Annotated in this window: 2 protein-coding genes and 1 pseudogene; all 3 read left to right on the forward strand. The window is 75.5% G+C overall.

Annotated features, from left to right (window positions below; genetic code table 11):
• The first annotated feature begins 65 nt into the window (after positions 1–65).
• The 3 genes and pseudogenes from AC07A6_RS04645 to AC07A6_RS04655 all read left to right on the forward strand — a co-directional run bounded on the left by AC07A6_RS04645 (position 66) and on the right by AC07A6_RS04655 (position 20,698).
• Positions 66–11,303 (forward strand): type I polyketide synthase, encoded by an 11,238-nt coding sequence (locus AC07A6_RS04645; RefSeq protein ID WP_478776062.1) that lies wholly within the window; start codon positions 66–68, stop codon positions 11,301–11,303.
• A gap of 128 nt (positions 11,304–11,431) precedes the next feature.
• Positions 11,432–15,706 (forward strand): annotated as a pseudogene (locus AC07A6_RS04650) (type I polyketide synthase); the annotation flags it as partial.
• 39 nt (positions 15,707–15,745) lie between these two features.
• A complete protein-coding gene (locus AC07A6_RS04655) occupies positions 15,746–20,698 on the forward strand; it encodes a type I polyketide synthase (protein ID WP_478776063.1) in 4,953 nt (1,650 codons plus the stop codon).
• The last annotated feature ends 30 nt before the right edge of the window (positions 20,699–20,728 follow it).

Consider the following 20,728-nt stretch of genomic DNA (forward strand, 5'->3'; position numbering starts at 1 on the left):
GCCGGTCGGTCATCCGGATTCCCCCACGAATTCCAGCTCTATCCGAGAGGTTCAAAGAGGTCCCCATGGCGACGAACGAAGAGACGCTCCGCGATTACCTCAAGTGGGTCACCGCCGATCTCCACGAGACCAAGCAGCGGCTGCGCGAGGTCGAGGACGCCGGGCACGAGCCGATCGCGATCGTCGGCATGGCCTGCCGCTTCCCCGGCGGCGTCGCGTCGCCGGAGGACCTGTGGCGCCTGGTGTCGGACGGCGGCGACGCCATCGGCCCCTTCCCCGAGGACCGCGGCTGGGACCTCGACGCGATCTACGACCCGGACCCCGAACGCTCCGGCCGCACCTACGTGAAGGAAGGCGGATTCCTCTACGAGGCCGGCGCGTTCGACCCGGGCGTGTTCGGCATATCGCCGCGCGAGGCCCTCGCGATGGACCCGCAGCAGCGCCTCGTCATGGAAGCCGCCTGGGAGGCCTTCGAACGGGCCGGGATCGACCCGCACTCCGTGAAGGGAAGCCGCACCGGCACCTTCGTCGGCTGCTACAACCTCGACTACTGCTGGTCCCTGCCCTCCATCCCCGAGGGCTACGAGGGCCACCTGACCACCGGCAGCGCGGCGAGCGTCGTCTCCGGCCGCGTCGCCTACACCTTCGGCCTGGAGGGCCCGGCCGTCTCCGTCGACACCGCCTGCTCCTCGGGACTCGTCGCCCTGCACATGGCCGCGCAGGCGCTGCGCGCCGACGAGTGCTCCATGGCCCTCGTCGGCGGCGTCACCGTCATGTCCACCCCGCTGGAGTTCATCGGCTACAGCGAGCAGCGCGGCATGGCCGCCGACGGCCGCTGCAAGGCCTTCTCCGCGGGCGCCGACGGCATGGCGCTCGCCGAGGGCGCCGGCATCCTGCTCGTCGAACGGCTCTCCGACGCCGTGCGCAACGGCCACGAGGTCCTGGCCGTCGTCCGGGGTTCGGCGACCAACCAGGACGGCGCCTCCAACGGCATGACCGCCCCCAACGGCCCCTCCCAGCAGCGCGTCATCAAGCAGGCCCTCTCCAACGCCCGGCTGACCGCCCTCGACGTCGACGTCGTCGAGGCGCACGGCACCGGCACCGCCCTCGGCGACCCGATCGAGGCCGGGGCGCTGCTGGCGACCTACGGCCAGCGGCCCGCGGACTCCGCACCGCTGCGGCTGGGCTCCGTGAAGTCCAACATCGGCCACACCCAGGCCGCTTCGGGCATCGCCGGCGTCATCAAGATGGTCATGGCGATGCGCAACGGCGTCCTCCCCAAGACCCTCCACGCCAGCGAGCCGTCCCCGCACATCGACTGGACCTCCGGCGCGGTGGAACTGCTCACCGAGCCCGCCGACTGGACCGTCGACGGCCGCCCGCGCCGCGCCGCCGTCTCCTCGTTCGGCATCAGCGGCACCAACGCCCACGTCATCCTGGAGCAGCACCTCGCCCAGGACGCGGCCGAGGACACCGCCGAGGACACCGCCCCCGAGGCGCCCGCCGCGACCGTCGTCACCGGCGGCCTGATCCCGTGGACGCTGTCCGGCAAGACCACCGAAGCCCTGCACGGGCAGGCGGCCCGGCTGCGCGCCCACGCGGAGTCCGGCACCACCGTCGAACCGGCCGCGGTGGCGGCGGCCCTGACCACGACCCGCGCTGCGCTGGAACGGCGCGGCGTCGTCCTGGCCGCCGACCGCGACGGCTTCCTGACCGGCCTGGACGCCCTGGCCGCCGGGCTCCCGGCGACGGGCGTCGTGGACGGCTCCGTCGTCAAGGGCGCCGACCGGCCCGTCTTCGTCTTCCCCGGGCAGGGCTCGCAGTGGGCGGGCATGGCGGTGGAGCTGTACGACTCCTCGCCGGTGTTCGCGGCCCGTCTGGACGCGTGCGCCGAGGCCCTGGCCCCGCACACGGACTGGTCGCTGCTGGAGGTGCTCCGGCAGCAAGACGGGGCGCCCGGCTTCGACCGCGTCGACGTGGTCCAGCCGGCGCTGTGGGCCGTGATGGTGTCCCTCGCCGAGCTGTGGCGTGCGGCGGGTGTCGTCCCGGCGGCCGTCGTCGGGCACTCGCAGGGGGAGATCGCGGCCGCGGCCGTTGCGGGTGCCCTGTCGCTCCAGGACGCCGCCAAGGTGTCGGCGCTGCGCGCCAAGGCGCTGCTCGCGCTGGCCGGCAAGGGCGGCATGGTGTCCGTCGCCGACACCGCCACCGCTGTGGCGGAACGCATCTCCGCCTGGGGCGACCGGCTCGCCCTCGCCTCCGTCAACGGCCCGCAGTCGACGGTCGTCTCGGGTGATCCGGAGGCTCTGGACGAGCTGATGGCGGCCTGCGAGGCCGACGGGGTCCGGGCCCGCCGCATCAATGTGGACTACGCCTCGCACGGTCCCCAGGTCGAGTCGATCCGCGACGAGGTCATCGGCCTGCTGGCCGGGATCGAGCCGCGCACGGCCGAGGTCCCGTTCTTCTCCACCGTCACCGCCGGATTCGTCGACGGCACGGAGCTGGACGCCGAGTACTGGTACACCAACCTCCGCCAGACCGTCCGCTTCCAGGACGCCGTCAGCGCCCTGCTGGAGCGCGGCCACGGCCTGTTCGTGGAGTCCAGCGCCCACCCGGTGCTGACCATCGGCGTCCAGGAGACCATCGAAGCCGCCGGCTCCCCGGCCGTCACCCAGGGCACCCTGCGCCGCGAGGAGGGCGGGCCGCAGCGCTTCCTGGCCTCCCTCGCCCAGGCCTGGACCCACGGCGCCCCCGTCGACTGGCAGACCGTCCACGCCGGCCGGGACGCCGGACGCGTCGAGCTGCCCACGTACGCCTTCCAACGCGAGCACTACTGGCTGGAGGTCGCCGACACCGGTTCCGGGGACGTGTCCGCCGCCGGTCTCGGCGCCGCCGACCACCCCCTCCTCGGCGCGACCGTCCGCCTCGCCGACGGGGACCAGGCCGTCCTGACCGGGCGCCTCTCGCTGCGCACCCACCCCTGGCTCGCCGACCACGCCGTGAACGGCACCGTCATCCTCCCCGGCACCGCGTTCGTCGAACTCGTCGTCCGCGCCGGCGACGAGGTCGGCTGCGACACCCTCGACGAACTGACCCTGGAAGCCCCGCTCGTCCTGCCCCCCGAGGGCGCGGCCCGCCTCCAGCTCGTCGTCGGCGGCCCCGAGGCCGACGGCCGCAGGCCCGTGTCCCTGCACTCCCTCCCCGAGGACGCCCCCGAGGGCACCCCGTGGACCCGCCACGCCACCGGCCTGCTGCTCGCCGCCCGCCGCGAACCGGGCTTCGACCTCGCCGCCTGGCCGCCGCCCGGCGCCGAGCCCGTCGACCTCGACGGCTTCTACGAGGCCCTCTCCGGCTCCGGCTACCAGTACGGGCCCGCCTTCCGGGGCCTGACCGCCGCGTGGAAGCAGAACGGCGGCGAGGAGATCTACGCCGAGGTCGCCCTCGCCCACGAGCAGCACGACGACGCCGCCCGGTTCGGCCTCCACCCCGCCCTCCTCGACGCCGCCCTGCACGCCGGCCTGGTGCCGGCCGCCCGCGGCGAGGCCGAAGGCGTACGCCTGCCGTTCTCCTGGAACGGGGTCACCCTGCACGCCGTCGGCGCGACCGCGCTGCGCGTGCGGATCTCCCCGGCCGGGGAGGACGGCGTCGGCCTGGAGATCGCCGACGCCACGGGCCGTCCCGTCGCCACCGTCGGCGCCCTGGTGTCCCGGGCCGTCACCGCCGCAGCCCTGGACGCCGGGCCGGCCACCGACGACTCCCTGTTCCGGCTGGACTGGACGGCCGTGGACACGGACGGCCTCCCGCAGGACGCCGCCCCGCACGACTGGTGCCTGCTCGGCGAGGACCGCCTCGGCGTCGAGGCCGCCTTCCAGCGGCTCGGCGCGTTCCCGCAGCTCTTCGACGACGTGGCCACCCTCGGCGACGCCGTCGCCGCCGGACTGCCCGCCCCCGAGGTCGTGGTACTGCCCGTCGGCGGCACCCCGGGCGGCCTCCTCGCCGACGCGGTCCGCGAGGAGACCGCCCGGATCCTCACCGTCCTCCAGGACTGGCTCGCCGACGAGCGGCTGGAGGGCGTCCGCCTCGCCGTCGTCACCCGCGGCGCCGTCTCCGTACGGCCCGGCGAGGACGTCACCGACCTGGTGCACGCCCCGCTGTGGGGCCTGGTCCGCTCCGCGCAGGCCGAGAACCCCGGCCGGCTGCTCCTCGTCGACCTCGACGCGGCCGAGGACGCCGCCGCCGCGCTCCCGGCGGCCGTGGCCGCCGCGCACCGGGCCGGCGAACCGCAGGCCGCCGTACGCGACACGGCGGTGCTCTCGCCGCGCCTGGTCCGCGGGACCGCCCCCGGCGGCACCCTGACGCCCCCGCGGAACGCCGACGGCTGGCAGCTCGCCTCCTCCGGCGGCACCCTCGACCACCTGACCCTCGTGCCCGCCGGGACCCGGCCGCTCGCCGAGGGCGAGATCCGCGTCGCGGTCCGCGCCGCCGGCCTGAACTTCCGCGACGTGATGATCGCGCTCGGCATGTACCCGGGCGACGCGGCCATGGGCAACGAGGGCGCCGGCACCGTCACCGAGGTGGGCCCCGGAGTCACCGGACTCGCCGCCGGCGACCGGGTGATGGGCCCGTTCCCCGGCGCCTTCGGCCCGCACACGGTCGCCGACCGGCGCGTCGTCACCCGGATCCCCGACGGCTGGACCTTCGAGGAGGCCGCGTCCGCGCCGACCGCCTTCCTCACCGCCTACTACGCGCTCGTCGACCTGGCAGGCCTGAAGGCCGGCGAACGGATCCTGGTCCACGCCGCCGCGGGCGGCGTCGGATCGGCCGCCGTCCGCATCGCCCGCCACCTGGGCGCCGAGGTGTTCGCCACCGCCAGCGAGGGCAAGTGGGACGCGCTGCGCGCGGCCGGACTCGACGACGCCCACATCGCCTCCTCCCGCGACGCCTCCTTCGAGGAGCGCTTCGCCGCCGCCACCGGCGGCGAGGGCGTCGACGTCGTCCTGAACTCCCTCGCCGGCGAACTCACCGACGCCTCGCTGCGGCTGCTGCCGCGCGGCGGCCGCTTCGTCGAGATGGGCAAGACCGACGTCCGCGACCCGCAGGACGTCGGACGGGACCACCCCGGGGCCGCCTACCGGGCCTTCGACCTCGCCGAGGCCGGACCCGACCGGATCGCCGAAATGCTCACCGAGCTGGGCCGGCTGTTCGACGCGGGCGTGCTCCGGCCGCTGCCCGTCCGCAGCTGGGACATCCGGCGGGCGCCCGAGGCGTTCCGCTTCATGAGCCAGGCCAAGCACACCGGCAAGATCGTGCTCACCGTCCCGCAGGGCTGGGACCCGGACGGCACCGTCCTCATCACCGGCGGCACCGGCACCCTCGGCGGGCTCGTCGCCAAGCACCTGGTCACCACGCACGGCGTCCGCCACCTGCTGCTCGCCGGCCGGCGCGGCCCCGACGCCCCCGGCGCGGCCGAACTCGTCGCCGAGATCGCCGAGCTGGGCGGCACGGCCGAGGTCGTGGCCTGCGACGCCGCCGACCGCGACGCGCTCACCGCGCTCCTCGCCGCGATCCCGGCCGACCGGCCGCTGCGCGGAGTCGTCCACACCGCCGGAGTCCTCGACGACGGCGTCATCGCCTCCCTCGACGCCGGCCGGCTCGGCGCCGTCCTGCGCCCCAAGGCCGACGCCGCCGCGCTCCTCCACGAGCTCACCCGCGACCTGGACCTCACCGCCTTCGTCCTGTTCTCCTCCGCCGCCGGCGTCATCGGCGGCCCCGCCCAGGGCAACTACGCCGCCGCCAACGCCTTCCTCGACGCCCTCGCCCAGCACCGCTGCGCCCAGGGCCTGCCCGCCACCTCCCTCGCCTGGGGCCTGTGGGACGAGGCCAGCGGCATGACCGGCCACCTCTCCGAGGAGGACGTGGCCCGCATGGCCCGCTCCGGCATGGTCGCCTTCTCCCCGGCCGAGGGCCTCGCCCTCCTCGACGCGGGCACGGCCGACGGCACACCCCTGCTGGTCCCCGTACGCCTGGACCAGAACGCGCTGCGCACCATGGCCGCCGCCCACACCCTGCCCGCGCTCGCCCGCGGCCTGGTCCGCGTGTCCGCCCGCCGCACCGTGGAGAGCGCCGACGGCGCCGGCGGATCGGCCCTCGCCCGCCGCCTGACCGCCCTCGGCCCCGACGACCAGCTGCGCACCCTGCTCGACCTGGTCCGCACCCACGCGGCCGCCGTCCTCGGGCACTCCACCGCCGAAGCCGTCGGCGCCGAAAGGGCCTTCAAGGAGCTCGGCTTCGACTCGCTGACCGCCGTCGAACTGCGCAACCGGCTCGGCACCGCCACCGGACTCCGGCTGCCCGCGACCATCGTCTTCGACCACCCCACCCCCTCCTCCCTCGCCCGTCAGCTGCGCACCGCCCTCGTCGGCGACGCCGGGACGGAGCCGCGCGGAGAGGAAGACGCCCCCCTCACCGCCCCGGCCGCCGACGGCGACCCGGTCGTGATCGTGGGCATGGCCTGCCGCTTCCCCGACGGCGTGGACTCGCCCGAGGCCCTGTGGCGGCTCGTCGACGCCGAGGGCGACGCCCTCGGCGCCTTCCCCGCCGACCGCGGCTGGGACCTGGACGCCATCTACGACCCCGAGCCCGGCACGCCCGGCCGCACGTACGTCAAGGAGGGCGGCTTCCTGCACGACGCGGGCCGCTTCGACGCCGAACTCTTCGGCATCTCCCCGCGCGAGGCCCTCGCCATGGACCCGCAGCAGCGGCTCGTCCTGGAAGGCGCCTGGCAGGTCTTCGAACGGGCCGGCGTCGACCCCGCCACCCTCAAGGGCACCCGCACCGGCGTCTTCGTCGGCGCCGTCCCCTCCGGGTACGCCACCGAACTGCGCGAGATCCCCGAAGGCGTCGAGGGCTACTTCGGCACCGGCCTCTCCAACAGCGTCATCTCCGGCCGCGTCGCCTACACCTTCGGCCTGGAGGGCCCCGCCGTCACCGTCGACACCGCCTGCTCCTCCTCGCTCGTCGCCCTGCACCTGGCCGCCCAGTCCCTGCGCCAGGGCGAGTGCTCCATGGCCCTGGCCGGCGGCGTCGCCGTCATGTCGACCCCCGCCGAGTTCGTCGAGTTCGGACGCCAGCGGGCACTCGCCGCCGACGGCCGGGCCAAGGCCTTCGCGGCCGCGGCCGACGGCACCGCCTTCTCCGAGGGCCTCGGCGTGCTCCTCCTGGAGAAGCTCTCCGACGCCCGCCGCAACGGCCACCGCGTCCTCGCCGTCGTACGGGGCTCCGCCACCAACCAGGACGGCGCCTCCAACGGCCTGACCGCCCCCAGCGGCCCCGCCCAGCAGCGCGTCATCCGCCAGGCCCTGGCCTCCGCCAAGCTCGCCGCGCAGGACGTCGACGCCGTCGAGGCCCACGGCACCGGCACCAAGCTGGGCGACCCCATCGAGGCGCACGCCCTGCTGGCCACCTACGGCCAGGGCCGCGAGGAGGACCGGCCGCTGTGGCTCGGCTCCCTCAAGTCCAACATCGGCCACACCCAGGCCGTCTCCGGCATCGCCGGCGTCATCAAGTCCGTGATGGCCCTGCGCCACGGAGTCCTCGCCCGGACCCTGCACGTCGACGAGCCCTCCCCGCACGTCGAATGGTCCACCGGGGCCGTCGAACTGCTCACCGAGCGGCGCACCTGGCCCGAGACCGGCCACCCGCGCCGGGTCGGCGTCTCCTCCTTCGGCCTCAGCGGCACCAACGCCCACGTCATCCTGGAACAGGCCCCGCAGGCCGCCTCCCCGGACCACGACCGGGCCCCCGAGGACACCGCGCGCCCGGCGGTCGCCGGGGTCCTCGCCGCCACCGTCCCCTGGACCCTGACCGGCAAGAACCCCGGGGCCCTCCAGGCACAGGCGCGGCGGCTGCACGACCACCTCGCCGCCGACGTCGACCTGTCCCTCTCCGACGTCGCCCTGTCCCTGGCCACCACCCGGGCCCGCCTGGAACACCGGGCCGCCGTCGTCCTCGGCAGCCGCGAGGAGGCCCTCGCCGGACTCGCCGCCCTCGCGGACGGCGCACCCGCCGGCCGCACCGTCACCGGCACCGCCGACACCGAGGGCAAGACGGTGTTCGTCTTCCCCGGTCAGGGCTCCCAGTGGGTCGGGATGGGTGTCGAACTGCTGGACTCCTCGCCGGTGTTCGCGGCGCGGTTCGCCGAGGTCGCGGCCGCGGTGGAGGCGCATGTCGACTGGTCGGTGGAGGAGGTGCTGCGCGGTGACGGGGACGGTCTGACCCGGATCGAGGTGCTCCAGCCCGTCCTGTTCGCCGTGATGGTGTCCCTGGCGGAGCTGTGGCGTGCGGCGGGCGTGGTGCCCGACGCGGTCGTGGGTCATTCGCAGGGTGAGATCGCGGCTGCGGCCGTGTCGGGTGCGCTGTCGCTGGAGGACGCGGCCAGGGTCGTCGTGCTCCGCTCGCAGCTGTTCGCGGACGAGCTGGTGGGCCGGGGTGCTGTGGCTTCGGTGTCGCTGGGTGCGGACGCGGTCCGGGAGCGGATCGCCCGGTACGGGGACGCGTTGTCCATCGCGGGGATCAACGGTCCGGGTACGGTCACCGTCGCCGGTGAGGTGGCTCCGCTGGAGGAGCTGGTCGCCGCCCTGGAGGCAGAAGGCGTCCGCGCCAAGATCATTCCCTCGACGGTGGCCTCCCACTGCGCCCAGGTCGACCGCCTCAAGGACCGGGTGATCGAACTCCTCTCCTTCGTCCGGCCGCGCGCCGGCTCCGTCCCGCTCTACTCCACCGTCACCGGCGAGGTCCTCGACGGCTCCGAGCTCACCGCCGCCTACTGGTACGAGAACTGCCGGCAGCCCGTCTCCTTCGAGCCCGTCGTCCGTACCCTCCTCGCCGCCGGACACCGCGTGTTCGTCGAGTCCAGCGCCCACCCCGTCCTCGTCTACGGCGTCATGGAGACCGCCGACGACGCCGGGACCGAGGCCCTCGCCCTGGGCACCCTGCGCCGCGAGGAGGGCGGCCTGGCCCGCTTCTACACCTCCCTCGGCACCGCCTGGACCCGAGGCGTCGACGTCGACTGGACCGCCGTCCTCGCCGGACGCGGCGCGCGCACCGTCGAACTCCCCACGTACGCCTTCCAGCAGCAGCGCTACTGGCTGGCCTCCGGCCCCGCCGAAGCCGCCGCCCCGCAGGGCCCGGCCGAGGAGACCGAGGGCGCGTTCTGGTCGGCCGTCGAAGCCGGCGACCTGGACACCCTCGCCGAGACCGTCGGCCTCGACGGCGACCGCCCGCTGCGCGACCTGCTGCCCGAGCTGGCCACCTGGCGGCGCGGCCGCCGCGAGCGCTCCACCGTCGACTCCTGGCGCTACGACGTCGACTGGACCCTGCTGCCCGAGGACGGCGCCGACCGGCTCACCGGACGCTGGCTCGTCGTGGAGCCCCTGCGGCCGGCCGACCCGGAGCGCACCGCGGCCACCGTCGCCGCGCTCGCCGCGCACGGCGCCGACGTCGACCGGATCGCCCTCGACCCGGCCGGAGCCGACCGCACGGCCTGGGCCGCCCTGCTGCCCGGAACCCCGCTCACCGGCGTGGTCTCCCTGCTCGGCGAGGCCGCCGACCGGGACGCCGTCGCCACCGGCACCCTCGTCCTCGTCCAGGCCCTGAACGACGCCGGAGTGACCGCACCCCTGTGGGCGCTCACCCGCGGCGCCGTCGCCACCGGCCCGGCGGACGCGCCCGCCGACCCCGTCCAGGCCCAGCTGTGGGGCCTCGGCCGGGTCGTCGGCCTCGAACAGCCCCGCACCTGGGGCGGCCTCGTCGACCTGCCGGCCACCCTGGACGAGCGGGCCGCGGCCCGGCTCGCCCGGGTCCTCACCGGCCTCGGCGACGAGGACCAGGTCGCCGTCCGCTCCGGCGGAGCCTTCGGCCGCCGCCTGGTCCGCGCCCCGCTCGGCGACCGCGAGCCGGTACGCCGCTGGGAGCCGTCCGGGACCGTCCTGGTCACCGGCGGCACCGGAGGCGTCGGCGCGCGCGTCGCCCGCCGCCTCGCCGCCACCGGCGCCGCCCACCTCGTCCTCACCAGCCGGCGCGGCGCCGACGCCCCCGGAGCGGCCGAACTCGCCGCCGAGATCCGGGCACTGGGCGCCGACGTCACCATCCCCGCCTGCGACGTCTCCGACCGCGACCAGCTCAAGGCGGTCCTCGACGCGATCCCCGCCGACCGGCCCCTGACCGCCGTCGTCCACGCCGTCGGGATCGTCCAGTCGACCCTCGTCGACGAGATGACCACCGACGAATACCGGAAGATCAACGAGGGCAAGATCGACGGCGCCCGCCACCTGGACGAGCTCCTCGGTGACACCGCGCTCGACGCGTTCGTCCTGTTCTCCTCGAACTCCGGCGTCTGGGGCAGCGGCCGGCACGGCGGCTACGCCCCCGGCAACGCCTGGCTCGACGCGTTCGCCCAGCAGCGCCGCGCCCGCGGCCTCACCGCGACCTCCCTCGCCTGGGGCGCCTGGGGCGGCGGCGGCATGATGGAGGGCGAAGGCGTCGAGGAGTACATGCGCCGCCGCGGCGTCATCGAGATGGACCCCGAACTCGCCCTGAACGCGATGGTCCAGGCCGTGGAGCACGACGAGGTGTTCCGAGCCGTCGCCGACGTCGAATGGGAGCGCTTCGCCCGCGGCTTCACCTCCGGCCGCCCCAGCCCGCTCATCCAGGGCGTCCCCGAGGCCCGCGCCGCCCTCAAGGCATCCGACGAACCCGCCCCGGCGGACACGGCCGCCGGCGGGGCCGCGGCCCGGCTCGTCGAGACGCTCACCGCGGCCAGCCCCGCCGAGCGCGAGACGATCCTCCTCGACCTGGTGCGCGAGAAGGTGGCCGGCGTCCTCGGCCACGACTCGGCCGACGCCATCGAACCCGGCCGCGCCTTCAAAGGCCTCGGCTTCGACTCGCTGACCGCCGTCGAACTGCGCGACCGGCTCGGCGCCGCCACCGGCCTCAAGCTCCCCGCCACCATCGTCTTCGACTACCCCAACCCGGCGGCCCTCGCCGGGCACCTCCGCGGCGCCCTGCTGCCGGAGTCGACGGCACCCGTCGGCTCGGTCCTCGACGAACTCGACCGCCTCGAAGGCGCGCTCGCCGCCGCCGAGCCCGACAGCGACACCCGCACCAAGCTCAAGCAGCGCCTCGAAGCCCTGCTGTGGACCGTGGGCGGCACCGACGCCACCCCGGACGAGAGCACCGGCGAAGGCCTGCAGAGCGCCACCGCCGACGACATGTTCGCCCTGCTCGACAAAGAGCTGGGCACCTCCTGACACATCCGGGAGGGGTGTCTCCGCCGGCCGGGCCACGACCACGGTCCGTACGGCGGGGGCACCCCTTCCCCCATCCCACCCGCCGGCCAGCGATCCGCCCCACGGGGCCCACGGAGATACCGACCATGGCGAACAACGAAGAGAAGCTCCTCGAATACCTCAAGCGGGCGACGGCCGACCTGCAGCAGACCCGCAAGCGGCTGCAGGCGGCCGAGTCGGCCGGCCACGAACCGATCGCGATCACCGGCATGGCCTGCCGCTACCCCGGCGGGGTGAGCTCCCCCGAAGACCTGTGGGAGCTGGTCGCGGCCGGCGGCGACGCCGTCGGCGCCTTCCCCGTCAACCGCGGGTGGGACATCGAATCCCTCTACGACCCCGACCCCGACAAGCCGGGCACCAACTACGTCAGGGAAGGCGGCTTCCTGCACGACCTCGACCAGTTCGACGCCGGCTTCTTCGGGATCTCCCCCCGCGAGGCCCTCGCCATGGACCCCCAGCAGCGCCTGCTCCTGGAGACCGGCTGGGAGGCCGTCGAACGCGCCGGGATCGACCCCGCCACCCTCACCGGCAGCCTCACCGGCACCTTCGTCGGCTTCAGCGCCATCGACTACACCACCGGCATCCTCCAGGCCCCGGACGAGCTGGAGGGCTACCTCGGCACCGGCAACCTGGCCAGCGTCATGTCCGGCCGGCTCGCCTACTCCCTCGGCCTGGAGGGCCCGGCCGTCACCATCGACACCGCCTGCTCCTCCTCCCTCGTCGCCCTGCACATGGCCGTGCAGGCCCTGCGCAACGGCGAATGCTCCATGGCCCTCGCCGGCGGCGTCACCGTCATGTCGAACCCCGCCGGGTTCGTCGAGTTCAGCCGCCAGCGGGCGCTCGCCGCCGACGGCCGCTGCAAGGCCTTCGCCGCCGCCGCCGACGGCTTCGGGCCCGCCGAGGGCGTCGGCGTGCTCCTCGTGGAGCGGCTCTCCGACGCCCGCCGCGCCGGCCGCCGCGTCCTCGCCGTCATCCGCGGCACCGCCGTCAACCAGGACGGCGCCAGCAACGGCCTCACCGCCCCCAACGGGCCCGCCCAGATGCGGGTCATCAAGCAGGCCCTCGCCAGCGCCCGCGTCACCGCCGCCGACGTCGACGCCGTCGAGGCGCACGGCACCGGCACCACCCTCGGCGACCCCATCGAGGCCCAGGCCCTCCTCGCCACCTACGGGCAGAACCGGCCCGCCGACCGGCCGCTGTGGCTGGGCTCCGTGAAGTCCAACATCGGCCACACCTCCGCCGCCTCGGGCGCGGCCGGCGTGATGAAGATGGTCATGGCGATGCGGGGCGGCCTGCTCCCGCAGACCCTGCACGTCGACGCGCCCTCCCCGAAGATCGACTGGGCCTCGGGCGCCGTGGAACTGCTGACGGAGCCCCGCGCCTGGCCGGAGACCGGCCGCCCGCGCCGGGCCGGCGTCTCCGCGTTCGGCATCAGCGGCACCAACGCCCACATCATCCTGGAGCAGGCCCCCGAGGACACCGGCACGGACACCGAGGCCGAGCCGGCCGAGACCGGCCCCGGCCGCCCCGCCGTCCTGTCCGGCCCCGTGGACGGCACCCCGTGGCTCCTGTCGGGCCGCACCGCCGCCGCCCTGCGCGGCCAGGCCGAACGGCTCGCCGCGCACGCTGTTGCGCACCCCGACGCGCACACCGCCACCGGCATCGCCCTGGCCACCACCCGGGCCGCCTTCGACCACCGCGCGGCCATCACCTCCCTCACCTCCGCGCAGGACACCGCACGCGCCCTCACCGCCCTCGCCGACGGCGACACCGCGACGGGCGTCCACCAGGGCCAGGCGGGCACCGGCAAGACGGTGTTCGTCTTCCCCGGGCAGGGCTCCCAGTGGGCCGGCATGGCCCTGGAGCTGTACGAGACCTCGCCGGTGTTCGCGGCCCGTCTGGACGCGTGCGCCGAGGCCCTGGCCCCGCACACGGACTGGTCGCTGCTGGACGTGCTCCGGCAGAAGGACGGCGCGCCCGGCTTCGACCGCGTCGACGTCGTGCAGCCCGCCCTGTGGGCGGTCATGGTCTCGCTGGCCGAGCTGTGGCGGGCGGCGGGTGTCATCCCGGCGGCCGTGGTCGGCCACTCGCAGGGCGAGATCGCCGCCGCGGCCGTCGCGGGTGCCCTGTCGTTGGAGGACGCGGCGAAGGTGTCCGCGCTGCGGGCCCGCGCCATCGTGGCCCTGGCCGGCAAGGGCGGCATGGTGTCCGTCGCCGACACCGCCGACGCGGTGGCGGAACGCATCTCCGCCTGGGGCGAGCGCCTCGCCCTCGCCTCGGTCAACGGCCCGCAGTCGACGGTCGTCTCGGGTGATCCGGAGGCTTTGGACGAGCTGATGGCGGCCTGCGAGGCCGACGGGGTCCGGGCGCGCCGCATCAACGTGGACTACGCCTCGCACGGCCCGCAGGTGGAGTCGATCCGGGACGAGGTCCTCGCCCTCCTGGCCGGGATCGAGCCGCGTACGGCCGAGGTCCCGTTCTTCTCCACCGTGACGGGGGAGTGGGCCGACGGCTCGGAGCTGGACGCCGAGTACTGGTACACCAACCTCCGCCGCACGGTCCGCTTCCAGGACGCCGTCGCCGGCCTCCTGGAGCGCGGCCACAAGGTCTTCGTGGAGTCCAGCGCCCACCCGGTGCTCACCATCGGCGTCCAGGAGACCATCGACGCCACGGAGTCGGCCGCCGTCACCCTCGGCACCCTGCGCCGCGAGGAGGGCGGGCCGCAGCGCTTCCTGGCCTCCCTCGCCGAGGCCTGGACCCACGGCGCCCCCGTCGACTGGCAGACCGTCCACGCCAGCCAGGACGTCTCAGGCGTCGAGCTGCCCACGTACGCCTTCCAGCGCGAGCGCTACTGGCTGACGGCCCCCGCCGGCACCGGCGCCGCCGACGTGGCCGCCGCCGGCCTCGGCGCCGCCGACCACCCCCTGCTCGGCGCCGCCGTCCGCCTCGCCGAAGGCGGCCAGACCGTCCTCACCGGGCGGCTGTCGCTGCGCACCCACCCCTGGCTCGCCGACCACGTCGTGGCCGGAGCCCGGGTGCTGCCCGGCGCCGCGTTCGTCGAGCTGGCCGTCCGCGCCGGCGACGAGGCCGGCTGCGACACCCTCGACGAACTGACCCTGGAAGCCCCGCTCGTCCTGCCCGACGAAGGCCCCGTACTGCTCCAGATCGTCGTCGGCGCCCCCGACCCGGCATCCCGGCGCACCGTCGCCGTGTACGGCCGCCAGGACGCCGCCGACGGCCCCTGGACCCGCCACGCCCAGGGCGTGCTCAGCCGCGCCGAGACCCCGGAGCCCGGCCGCGAGCTCACCGCCTGGCCCCCGGCCGGCGCCGAGCGCGTGGACCTGGACGGTTTCTATGAGGGGCTGTCGGGGTCGGGGTACGGGTACGGCCCGGCCTTTCAGGGGTTGGCCGAGGTCTGGCTCCCGGGCGACGGTGTCGGGGTGTACGCCGAGGTGGTGCTGCCCGAGGATCAGCAGGAGGACGCCGGCCGGTTCGGCCTCCACCCGGCCCTGCTCGACGCCGCGCTCCACGCGCTGGCGGTGAGCGGGCCGGAAGCGGAGGACGGAACGGCCTGGCTGCCGTTCGCGTGGAGCGGAGTGCGCCTGCACGCCGCCGGAGCCTCGCGCGTGCGCGTGCACCTGACCCCGGCCGGCCCGGACGAGGTGGCCCTCACGGTCGCCGACGCCACCGGCCGCCCCGTCGCCTCCGTCGCGTCGTTCGCGTCGCGGCTGGTGTCCGCCGGGGAACTGACCGCCGCCGCGGCCGCCGCCGGAGCCACCGGCGGGGCGGGCACCGCGACGCGTACGCCCGTACGCCGGACGGCCGCCTCGCAGGACGCGGCGGAGGCCGAATCGTTCGCACAGCGGCTGGCCGCGCTCTCCCCGCAGGAACAGGAGCGCACGGTCACCGACCTCGTCCGCACCCGGGTGGCCGCGGTCCTCGGCCACCCGGAGACGGAATCGGTCGAGGCGGAACGGGCCTTCCGGGAGCTCGGGTTCGACTCGCTGACCGCCGTCGAACTCCGCAACCGGCTCACCGCCGCGACCGGCCTGTCCCTGCCCGCCACCCTCGTCTTCAGCCACCCGACCCCGCTTGCCCTCGCCCGGCACCTCCTCGACCAGCTGGGCACCGCCCGCGGCGCGCAAGCGCCCGGGCTGCGTGAACTCGCCGCCCTGGAAGCCGTACTGGCGGACGCCGACCCGGACGGCGACGCCCGCGACACCGTCGCCAAGCGCCTGGAGGCGCTGCTGTGGAAGTGGCGCGGCACCGAGACGGAGGCGGACGTCCTCGACGACGAAGCCCTCGCCGCGGTGACGGACGACGAGATCTTCGCACTGATCGACAAGGAACTGGGAGCTTCCTGACCTGCTCCTCTGTCCCATATCCACTTAGGAGTACCGAGCATGTCGACGAGCAACGAAGAGAAGCTCCGCGAATACCTCAAGCGCGTCACAGCCGATCTGAGCCGTACCAAGCAGCAGCTGCGCGACGCCGAGGACGCCGGGTCCGAGCCGATCGCCATCGTCTCGATGGCCTGCCGCTTCCCGGGCGGGGTCACCGACCCCGAGGGCTTCTGGAACCTCGTGGCGTCCGGTACCGACGCGATCGGCCCCTTCCCGGCCGACCGCGGCTGGGACACCGACCTGTACGACCCCGACCCCGACGCCCCCGGCAAGACGTACGTCCGCGAGGGCGGCTTCCTCCAGGGAGCCACCCTCTTCGACCCGGAGCTCTTCGGCATCTCGCCGCGCGAGGCGGCCGCCATGGACCCGCAGCAGCGGCTGTTCCTGGAGACCGCCTGGGAGACCCTGGAGCGCGCGGGCTACGACCCGCTGTCGCTGAAGGGCACCGGGACGGGCGTCTTCGTCGGCGCCGTCGCCTCCGACTACGCCTCCCGGCTGGACGCCCTGCCGGACGGCGTGGAGGGCTACATCGGCACCGGCACCATGTCGAGCGTCCTGTCCGGCCGGGTCGCCTACACCTTCGGGCTGGCCGGCCCCGCCGTCACCGTCGACACCGCCTGCTCCTCCGGCCTGGTCGCCCTGCACCTGGCCGTGCAGGCCCTGCGCCAGGGCGAGTGCTCGCTCGCCCTGGCCGCGGGCGTGGCCGTCATGTCCAGCCCCGCCGCGTTCGTCGAGTTCAGCCGGCAGCGCGCGCTGGCCGCCGACGGCCGCTGCAAGGCCTTCGGCGCCGACGCCGACGGCACCACCTGGGCCGAGGGCGCCGGAGTGCTGCTCGTGGAGCGCCTCTCCGACGCGCGCCGCAACGGCCACCAGGTCCTCGCCGTCATCCGCGGCTCCGCCCTCAACCAGGACGGCGCCAGCAACGGCCTCACCGCCCCCAGCGAGCCCGCCCAGCAGGAGGTCATCCGCCGCGCCCTCGCCAACGCCCGGCTCACCCCGCAGGACGTGGACGCGGTCGAGGCGCACGGCACCGGCACCTCCCTCGGCGACCCGATCGAGGCCCAGGCCCTGCTCGCCACCTACGGGCAGGAGCACTCCGCCGACCAGCCGCTGTGGCTCGGCTCGTCGAAGTCCAACATCGGACACGGAGGTCCCGTCGCCGGCATCGCCGGCGTCATCAAGATGGTGCAGGCCCTGCGCCACGGCGTGCTCCCCAAGACCCTGCACGCCGACGAGCCTTCCCCGCACATCGACTGGTCCTCCGGCGGCGTCCGGCTGCTGAACGACTCCCGCGACTGGACGCGCCGCGGCGAGGAACCCCGCCGCGCCGGCGTCTCCTCCTTCGGCGTCAGCGGTACGAACGCCCACGTCATCCTCGAAGAGGCCGCCCCGGCCGACCTGCCGGCCGCGCCGGCCCCCGAGGACGGCGGCGCGCCCGTGCCGTGGATCCTCTCCGGCCGCACCCGGGCCGCGCTGCGCGAGCAGGCCGCCCGCCTCCTGGACCACGTCCGGGACGGCGCCGCGCCCGCCTCCACCGGCTTCTCGCTGGCCACCACCCGCACCGCCCACCCGGTGCGCGGCGCGGTCGTCGCCGCCAAGCACGAGGAGTTCCTCGCCGGGCTCGCCGAGCTCGCCGAGGGCGACACCACCGGCGTCACCGCCGCCGCGGGCGCGGACCGCCCCGTCTTCGTCTTCCCCGGCCAGGGCTCCCAGTGGGCCGGCATGGCCGTGGAACTGTACGACTCCACCCCGGTGTTCGCCGCCCGCCTGGAGGAGTGCGCCCAGGCCCTGGCCCCGCACACCGACTGGTCGCTGCTCGACGTGCTCCGCCAGAAGGACGGCGCCCCCGGCTTCGACCGCGTCGACGTCGTCCAGCCCGCCCTGTGGGCCGTGATGGTGTCCCTCGCCGAACTGTGGCGCTTCCACGGGGTGCGCCCCGCCGCCGTGCTGGGCCACTCCCAGGGCGAGATCGCCGCCGCCGCCGTCTCCGGAGCCCTGTCGCTCCAGGACGCGGCGAAGGTTTCCGCGCTGCGGGCGAAGGCCATCGTGGCGCTGGCCGGCAAGGGCGGCATGGTGTCCGTCGCGGACGTCGCCGGCGCCGTCGCCGAACGCATCTCCGCCTGGGGCGAGCGCCTCGCCCTCGCCTCCGTCAACGGCCCGCAGTCGACCGTCGTCTCCGGTGACCCGGAGGCGCTGGACGAGCTGATGGCGGCCTGCGAGGCCGACGGGGTCCGCGCCCGCCGCATCAACGTCGACTACGCCTCCCACTCCGCGCAGGTCGAATCCATCCGCGACGAGGTCCTCGGCCTGCTCGCCGGCATCGAGCCGCGCACCGCCGAGATCCCGTTCTTCTCCACCGTGACGGGGGAGTGGGCCGACGGCTCCGAGCTGGACGCCGAGTACTGGTACACCAACCTGCGCACCACCGTCCGCTTCGAGGACGGCGTCCGCAGCCTCCTGGCCTCCGGCCACGGCCTGTTCGTCGAGTCCAGCGCCCACCCGGTGCTGACCATCGGCGTCCAGGAGACCATCGACGCCGACGGGGCCCCCGCCGCCGCCTCCGCCGTCACCCTCGCCACCCTGCGCCGCGACGAGGGCGGCCCGCAGCGCTTCCTCACCTCCCTCGCCGAAGCCTGGACCCGCGGCGCCGCCGTCGCCTGGCCCACCGTCTTCCCCGAGGGCGCGCAGCGCGTCGAACTGCCCACGTACGCCTTCCAGCACCGCCCCTACTGGCTCGACGCCGCCCCCGCCGACCCGACGGCCCCCGCCCCCGCCGCGCACGGCGGCGACGAGGTCGACACCGCCTTCTGGGCGGCCGTGGACAGCGGCGACCTGGCCCCCCTCGGCGTCGGCGCCGACCAGCCCCTCGGCGAGGCCCTGCCCGCCCTGGCCGCCTGGCGCCGCACCCGCCGCGAGAAGTCCGCGATCGACTCCTGGCGCTACCGCACCGTGTGGACCGTCGCCGAGACCGCCGCCCCGCAGCTCACCGGCACCTGGCTGATCGTGGAGTCCGAGGGCGGCGACGACGCGCTCGCCTCGGCCGCCGCCGACCGCCTCGCCGCCCAGGGCGCCCGCACCGTCCGCATCCCCGTCGACATCTGGGCGAGCGACCGCTACACCCTCGCCCAGCAGCTCCACCAGGAGCTCACCGCCGAGGGCGAGGACCGCGTCACCGGCATCCTGTCCCTGCTGTCCCTCGACGAGCGGCCGCACCCCGACCACCCGGAACTCCCGCTCGGCCTGGCCGGCACCGTCACCCTCGTCCAGGCTGTCCTCCAGGTCCGCGAACTCGCCGAGTTCGACGCCCCGGTCTGGTCCCTCACCCAGGGCGCCGTCTCCGTCGGCGACTCCGACCCGCTCACCAGCCCCGTCCAGGCCACCGTCTGGGGCCTGGCCCGCGTCCTCGTCCAGGAGCACCCGCGGCTGTGGGGCGGCATCGTCGACCTGCCGCAGCAGCCCGACGAGGAGGCCTGGAAGCGGCTCGCCGGCATCCTCACCGAGCCCGGAGACGAGGACCAGCTCGCCGTACGCTCCTGGAACGTCCTGGTCCGCAGGCTGGTCCGGGCCCCGATCGGCGACACCGAACCCGTCCGCACCTGGCAGCCGGCCGGCACCGCCCTCATCACCGGCGGCACCGGCGGCCTCGGCGCGCAGACCGCCCGCTGGCTCGCCCGCGCCGGCGCCGAACACCTCCTCCTGATCAGCCGCAGCGGCCCCGGCGCCCCCGGCGCCGACGCCCTCCAGGCCGAACTCACCGAGCTCGGCGCCCGGGTCACCATCGCCGCCGCCGACGTCAGCGACGCCGCCGCGCTCGCCGCCGTCATCGACGCACTCCCCGCCGACGCCCCCCTGACCTCGGTGTTCCACACCGCCGCCGTCCTCGACGACGGCATGGTCGACTCGCTCACCCCCGACCGCATGGAACGCGTCCTCGCCGTCAAGGCGCGCGGCGCCCTCAACCTCCAGGAACTGACCCGCGACAAGGAGCTCACGGCCTTCGTCCTGTTCTCCTCCTTCGGCGCCGCCTACGGCTCCGCGGGCCTGGGCAACTACACCCCCGGCAACACCTTCCTCGACGCCCTCGCCGAGCAGCGCCGCGCCCTCGGCCTGCCCGCCACCGCCGTCGTGTGGGGCACCTGGGAGGGCAGCGGCATGGCCGACAACGGCGTCGGCGAACGCGCCCGCCTCCAGGGCGTCTGGGAGCTCCCCCCGGAGCTCGCCACCGCCGCGCTCCAGCAGTCCCTCGACCACGAGGAGACCAGCCCCGTCATCATCGACATCCGCTGGGACAGCTTCTCGCTGGGCACCAACACCGAACGCGACAGCCCCCTGTTCGAGATGGTCCCCGAGGCGGCGAAGCTCCTCGCCCAGGCCGAGGCCACCGCCGCCGCCGAGGCCGAGGCCGCCGACGGCGCCGCCGACGCCCTGCTGCACCGGCTCACCGGCCTCCCGCCGGCCGAGCAGGACCGCGTCCTGCTCGACCTGGTCCGCAAGCAGGCCGCCTCCGTCCTGGGCCACGGCACCGCCGGCCCCGAGGCCCTGGCCGCCGTCGGCCCCCAGCGGGCCTTCCGCGAACTGGGCTTCGACTCCCTCAGCGCGGTCGAACTGCGCAACCGGCTCGGCGCCGCCACCGGCCTGAGCCTGCCCTCCACCCTGGTCTTCGACCACCCCACGCCCGTCGAGCTCGCCGCCCTGCTGCGCACCGAACTCCTCGGCGACACCGACGGCGTGGACCCGCTCCTCGACGAGATCGACCGGCTCGGCGGCGCCCTGGCCGCAGCCGCGCAGGCCGGCCCCGAGGACCGCGGCCGGATCAGCGGCAGGCTCCACGCGCTGCTCGCCGCCTGGAACGCCACCGGGACGGACGCGGCGCCCGCCCCCGACGCCGACCTCGACACGGCCTCGGACAGCGAGCTCTTCGACCTGCTCGACGACGAGTTGGAGACGCAGTGACCCCGCGCCCGCAACGACCGCGCCGTGTTG

The sequence above is a fragment of the Streptomyces sp. NPDC044002 genome (assembly GCF_056434525.1).